This window comes from Nodularia sp. LEGE 04288 (assembly GCF_963896525.1).
Lineage (GTDB): Bacteria > Cyanobacteriota > Cyanobacteriia > Cyanobacteriales > Nostocaceae > Nodularia.
This window is the reverse complement of record NZ_CAWQOY010000100.1, coordinates 63,429-69,593: the sequence shown is the minus strand read 5'-3', so window position 1 is coordinate 69,593 and position 6,165 is coordinate 63,429. Positions and strand designations below refer to the sequence as shown.

5 protein-coding genes are annotated in these 6,165 nt (G+C 42.7%); 4 read left to right on the top strand and 1 reads right to left on the bottom strand.

Annotated features, from left to right (window positions below; translation table 11 throughout):
• Positions 1-195: 195 nt before the first annotated feature.
• Positions 196-2,049, bottom strand: a complete 1,854-nt coding sequence (locus AACX33_RS09995) for a S8 family peptidase (RefSeq protein ID WP_194003364.1) — start codon at positions 2,047-2,049, stop codon at positions 196-198.
• Positions 2,050-2,158: 109 nt separating this feature from the next.
• Here AACX33_RS09995 and AACX33_RS09990 point away from each other — a divergent pair, with 109 nt between their 5' ends.
• The 4 genes from AACX33_RS09990 to AACX33_RS09975 all read left to right on the top strand — a co-directional run bounded on the left by AACX33_RS09990 (position 2,159) and on the right by AACX33_RS09975 (position 6,038).
• Positions 2,159-2,590, top strand: coding sequence for a hypothetical protein (locus AACX33_RS09990; protein WP_194003366.1), 432 nt, complete (start codon positions 2,159-2,161; stop codon positions 2,588-2,590).
• Positions 2,591-2,719: 129 nt separating this feature from the next.
• Positions 2,720-4,366: a hypothetical protein gene (locus tag AACX33_RS09985; protein WP_194003368.1), complete on the top strand. Its 1,647-nt coding sequence runs from the start codon at positions 2,720-2,722 to the stop codon at positions 4,364-4,366.
• 5 nt (positions 4,367-4,371) lie between these two features.
• Positions 4,372-5,193 carry a bifunctional hydroxymethylpyrimidine kinase/phosphomethylpyrimidine kinase gene (thiD, locus tag AACX33_RS09980; RefSeq protein ID WP_194003370.1) on the top strand — a complete coding sequence of 274 codons (822 nt, stop codon included), beginning with the start codon at positions 4,372-4,374 and terminating at the stop codon, positions 5,191-5,193.
• 260 nt (positions 5,194-5,453) lie between these two features.
• Entirely contained in the window at positions 5,454-6,038 is a 585-nt protein-coding gene (locus tag AACX33_RS09975) for a hypothetical protein (RefSeq protein WP_194003372.1), read from the top strand.
• The last annotated feature ends 127 nt before the right edge of the window (positions 6,039-6,165 follow it).

Sequence of the window (6,165 nt, the reverse complement as noted above, 5' to 3'; positions counted from 1 at the left end):
CACAAAAATTGTCGTCAATAGGGTCGAACCGTCTACCATATTCATTAGGAGACCTCAAGCTTTGGTGTCGTTACCTTTATCTTGTGGTTTCCCCTTCTTTTTTGCTACCCCATCTCACATAAGGCGTTTTAAACTTCCGGTTACTTTACAACCGGTCTTCTTCTCCCCTGCCCCCTTTCCTCTTTTCATTTCTTCTTATGCTGTTTGAGTTTCGGTTTTTAATGCTAAACGCGCTATTCCATAACAGAGTACGGCGTTGATGATGAGGAAACTCCGTGCTAGGTAGCTACTTCCTAAGCCCCAAACTGCTGGGTCGTAAATGGCACTAACTGTTAAAAATGCCGCGAAGCCCAGGCTGGAACCGATGGCAAACCATTTCCAGCTAGGATGTCCCAAGAATAATGCTATTAACACTATGGGAATTAGCACGCTGGCAAATATGGGATTTAAGGCGTTCGTTCCTTGCAGGGTGTTTCCTAGTTCGGGAATGGAACTGCCTAAAACTCGGAATGGCCACTGGGGTAGGTCAAAGATATATAATCCCCGGAGGAAGAATAAACCAGAACTACCGGCAATTAAGCCACTGGATAAAGACCAACTCCAGGCGAAGGGGAAGTAAACTCGTAAAAACCAAGCCAGCAGATAGGAACCGAATACCATCATTAGTTTAGGTATCAGTGCTACTGCACCGCCATCAATCCAAAAGCGGGGGTTGAGATAACCGTTATCTCGTAACCACCGGAAGAAGTCTTGGAAGCTGATTTGTCCTGTGGTGGCTAGTTTGACTGCTGCTTCGGCATTAAGTTGTCCAGCGCCATAATAGTTGAAGCTATCATCCTGGATAACTCGTGCTGATTGCTTGAGGACTTTTAATACTTCGTCTGGTTCTGTGACTCCAGAAGCTTTAATTAATGCTGCGACACCTGCAACGTGGGGGGAAGCCATGCTTGTTCCCTGGAGTCCGAGAAATACTCCTTCGCCGTTGTTATCGGGGTCGATTGTTTCTTGGAGAATTGTACCTGCTTCACTACCACCAGGTGCAGAAATATCTACGCCTGCGCCAAAGTTGGAATAGGGGGCTTTTTCTCCGTCTGGGCCAAATGCGGAAACGCCTATAACGTAGGGGTAACGTGCGGGATAACTTGCGCCATTCGCATTTTCATTTCCGGCTGCGGCGACAATTGTTACGCCTTTTTTGTGGGCGTAGTCGATGGCTTGTTTCATTAATTGGCTTTCACCACCGCCGCCTAAGCTCATATTAATTACGTCTGCACCATTGTCAGCAGCAAATTTAATCGCTTCGGCAATATCGGCAACGGTTCCACCACCGTAGGCGCTGAGGACTTTTAAGGGCATGAGACTGGCTTCGTAAGCAATGCCAGCTACACCATATTTATTATTAGTAGCTTGGGCAATAGTGCCGGCGACGTGAGTACCGTGTCCATTGTCATCTGTGGCTTCTTCGCGATCGCTCACAAAATCATAGCCTTTGACGAATTTCGTGTCTACCAAGTCACGGACGCGAGTTATCCCGGTGTCAATTACCGCTACTGTTACGCCACTGCCTTTGGTTTGAGTCCACGCGCCTTCAATGCCGATGTTGTGTAGGTTCCACTGTTTGCTGTAAAATTGGTCGTTAGGGCCAATTAATGCCGGATTTGCTTGATTATCTGGAGATGGTAAAATATCTTCAAACCAAGTTGCTTCAGCTGGTAGAGGAATCTTTCTATAAATGTAATTTGGCTCGATTAATTGGGTAAATTGGGCGAATGGCGATTTTTTGAGTTTTTTCAGTCGCTGGCGATCGCCTTCAATAATATACACATTATCCGTCGCTGAAAATTGATTGTCTAATCGGGGTGTGACGTTGTATTCTTGAGCGATTGCTTGTAAGTTCTGCTGTATTACCTCGGCGGGAATATCTTGGCGAAAATCTAGCACAATCGTCTCAAACTCGCCTTTAGCTGCTAAACCCTGAAAATTCAGGAACCCAAAAACAGCAGCCCCCAGCCCGACGACAAACAAGCACAATAATATAAGTCTTTTCATATTAACTGTTCACCGCTTTTTGCCAGTTTTCTCACTACCATAACTTATCTTCGTACCTCGTTGGTGTACTTTGGACAATTTTTACTCAATATTTAGGACTGTTTAAACAATGGAACGTGGTCTTTTATGGTTACCCTTGCTAGTTGCATTTTTCTGGTTGGCTTGGCAAGGTTCAAGGGAGTACCAGAAGCTGGAAGCATATCGTGTTTGGGCGGAGCAATTTGACAAAGCTAAATATGATATTTATGCTGTATTGGGTCTAAAAGATAACAATATAACTTGGGGCAAACCCACACCTAAAGGTTTGATTAATTTAGAAACTTTTTCTTTGCTAGATGTTAAAGATATACGTCTTTTGGTAGATGATAAACTAGTAGAAATAGAAAATTTTCCCCAAAAAGGTCGAGCTATTGAATTGGAATTCCTCTTGCCTGAATCCCCGTCGGTACGCATTCCATTTACAGAAGTTCCTCTAGCGGCAAAATGGGGTAAGTATTTGCAGGGAGTTTTGCAAGGTTTAAATACGCAACAAAATCCATAGGCTTTAGGGAAATTTATATTTTTTTACGTTTGCATAGCGTATACCACCAAGTACGCCAGAAATATAGCAAGATCCCCGACTTCTTGAAGAAGTCGGGGATCTGAATCTCTCCAATCAATAATTTTAATCATGAAACTTTTTATCCCATTTTTAGGTACTTTTTTATTAATCAATTCCTGTGTTTCCGTCTCTAATAATTCTGACCAGACAAATAATATTGTTACACCTCAAGTAGAAAATTGTCCCCAGGATACAGTTGTGCCTTTACCTGTTACCCAGCAGGATGAAAATATTTATGACAGGTTTGATTACCATCTTTACAATGTTTTAGCAGATGCTGATACTCTGAAGTTTCAATCTTTAAGACAGGATTTTGTATTTTGTCGGGCTAATAATACCTGGACAGTGCAACCAGGAACTTTAGCAAAGGATTTGCAGCCACCCAGTAATTATACAGAATTAGCTCAAGAGTTAGTAAATCCTAGTTTAAAAAATATTGAATTTCAGGGTAAGACTTATCAATATCGAGTTGTAAGAGATCCACAATTTTCCCTAGATGAAAATAATCTGATTACTAGAGAAAAGGAACCAGAACCAGCAGAGGATAAAGTTGTATTTGAGTTAGTTACCCCTGATAATCAAAACTCTCAGAGACAAACAATATATACTCTTCAGGATTTAGAAGCAGCAGCAGTAAAGATGGGGTATTCGGCAACGGGAAGTCAATTAGGTTTCCCCCGCATTACAAGTGCTGTAATTTATGGAGAACGTATTTGGTGGACGGTTTCTTTCGAGCAAGGTGAAGGGAATAACGGCATTGCCACTATTGTTAGTTATGACCCGCAGACTAATAAATTTACTTTAATTCAACCAGAGGAACTTGGGTTTACACAAATTACTGATTTGTCTATTACAGGAGATATCAAGAGTCCGACTTTGTGGATGGGTACTCAAATTAGTGGCGAAGGAAATCCCTACCTTCCTGCAAAAGGACTAGTTGCTTATCGTCCTGATTTACAAAACCCTAATTCTGGTTCTTTGACTGCTTACACTGTTCACAATAGTCCTTTGGTGGGGGCAATTCCTGACAAACTTTTCTTAGAAAATGAGCAACTTTGGGTGAGTACCGCTAACGGTGTTTGTCAAGTGCAGTGGCAAACTGCTGATAGTTCTGATAGTTGGAATTGTTGGCGATTTGCTGCAATGGCTAAACTGCCATCTGAGGAATTACCGCTTTACAGTGCATCGACTAATAAAACTCCGGCTGTTTCTTTATCTCCTAAAAATGGCGAAGAAACTGTAGAAATTTTGTGGTGGAGTCTGGTTGATTTTCAGACTCGTAAAGGACGTTATGAGGTGAGATATCCTCAAGGCTTGACAGTAAATCTGGATGAAGGTGCAAGTCTTTATGAGTTTCCTATCCCTTTGCCACCAGGAAAACCCTCTGTTGATTGGCCTGGTTTTGATTGGCATTGGAATGGAGAAGGCTTTGTGCGAGGATGGGATGAAGTTTCTGGGAATTTCGTCGGTGGTGGCCCTCAAGGCATTGGTTCTGGAGAATTTTCACCCAATGCTCCCATGAATTGGAATGCTATGCGTGGCGATTTAGAGTTACTTGAGCTTTCTAGCCAATCTACTAGGTTAAAATATTACTCTGGCTGGGTTGATGAAGCCAAGGTGCAACCTTATTTAACAGTAATACCCCAAAAACTACCGCCAAATCCAAAACCCAATCCTTTGGCAGCAACAGCCAAGCAACTACCATCTCGCCCATAATTTCTATGAATGCTGACATAACCTCTAGAGTACCTGTGGCTTTAACCATTGCTGGTTCAGATAGCGGTGGCGGTGCGGGTATTCAAGCTGATTTACGCACCTTTGCTTTTCACTGTGTCCACGGTACTAGCGCTATTACCTGTGTCACGGCACAAAATACTTTAGGGGTGGCGCGGGTTGATGCTATGCCAAGTTCGGCGGTGATAGCCCAAATTCAAGCAGTGGTGGAAGATATTGGCGTGCAAGCTGCAAAAACTGGTATGTTGCTGAACGAGGAAATTATTTCTGCTGTAGCCCAGCAAGTGGAAGCATTACAAATTCATAACTTAGTCGTTGACCCAGTGATGGTATCACGCACAGGGGCGCAACTGATTGATGATGATGCTGTAAAGACTCTGCGTTATGCCTTGTTACCGAAAGCGGCTATTGTGACACCAAATCGCTACGAGGCGCAGATTTTGAGCGGTTTGCCCATTAATACTTTAGATGATATGCGGGCGGCGGCTCAAGTCATACACCGAAATTTGAAGGTAAAAGCCGTTTTAGTCAAGGGTGGCGGGATGCAGGGCAGTTTGCGTGGGATTGATATCTGGTTTGATGGGCAGAAACTGGAAACTTTGATTACAAAGCAAGTCGAGACGAAAAATACCCACGGTACTGGTTGTACACTATCAGCTGCGATCGCCGCAAATTTAGCGATGGGTATGGACTTGTGGCCAGCAGTACAACAGGCAAAGGCATATGTAACTAATGCACTCACTTACTCGCTAGATATTGGTAAAGGACAAGGGCCTGTGGGACACTTTTTTCCGTTGTTACAAATTTAACTCTGAGGAATGCGGATTTAATCAAAGATACAACCTCACCTCCAACCCCTATCCTTGCCAAAAAAAGGCAGATTTTGAGCAAACAGATTCATGAAACACTATGACTACTTTCCACTGATTACTGACAGATTCAAAAGTAAATAAAAAATCTTTGCTCTCTAGGCCTTTTTCTATTATTCTTGGGCTAGTTTTAGGGGGACTATACTTTGGTAGTATCTCTGTACGAACTCATAAATAAAATTTTTGATACCAACTAATCTATGCAAAAAACCCCAAATTCTGTTCACCGCAACCCAGAAAAACCACCAACTTCTCAAACCCAGCCGACATCTGTACCACTGTACGTATACAGAGAATTAGCCACAGAATTACAATCAACACAAGGAAAATTAGATGCACTCACTAGCCAAAATCACCAACTAGAACAGGAAAATCAATTACTCCGCCAAGAAATAAGCAAAGTTGTTCAGTCTTGTTTACACCTGCAAAAGTTTGTAGCTTCTAGTCCTCAACCAAGTCATCCCCAACCTACCCATGCTGTTGGTGAAGTGAAAAGTCCAGCCACAGCAACCCGTCCACCTCAGCAGGCTTCTCGTCAGCCTCCACCTGTAGTGAATAAAACAAGCCATAACTCTGAGTTTTTTGCACCTGTGGAAATAACTCAGCCGATACCAGAAACATTTTTGATAGAAGAGCAAGAAGTCAACTATTATCCCCCGATGGAGAAAAAACTCAAACAATTCAGTGGCTGGTGGTTAGCTATCACTATTTTGTTAATCATGTTGAGTGCTTTTGGGGCTGGATATTTGATTGTTCAACCCTTGTTTGAAAATCAAAATCGTTAGTTGACACTTCCACGACGGCTGAGAGTTTTCATCTGGCGAGCCAATTCTCTCAACTAATTTATTCGTTCTGATTTATTTTGGCGTTACAAAAATTACAAACAACAAATAAAAACACAACCTCCGCGCC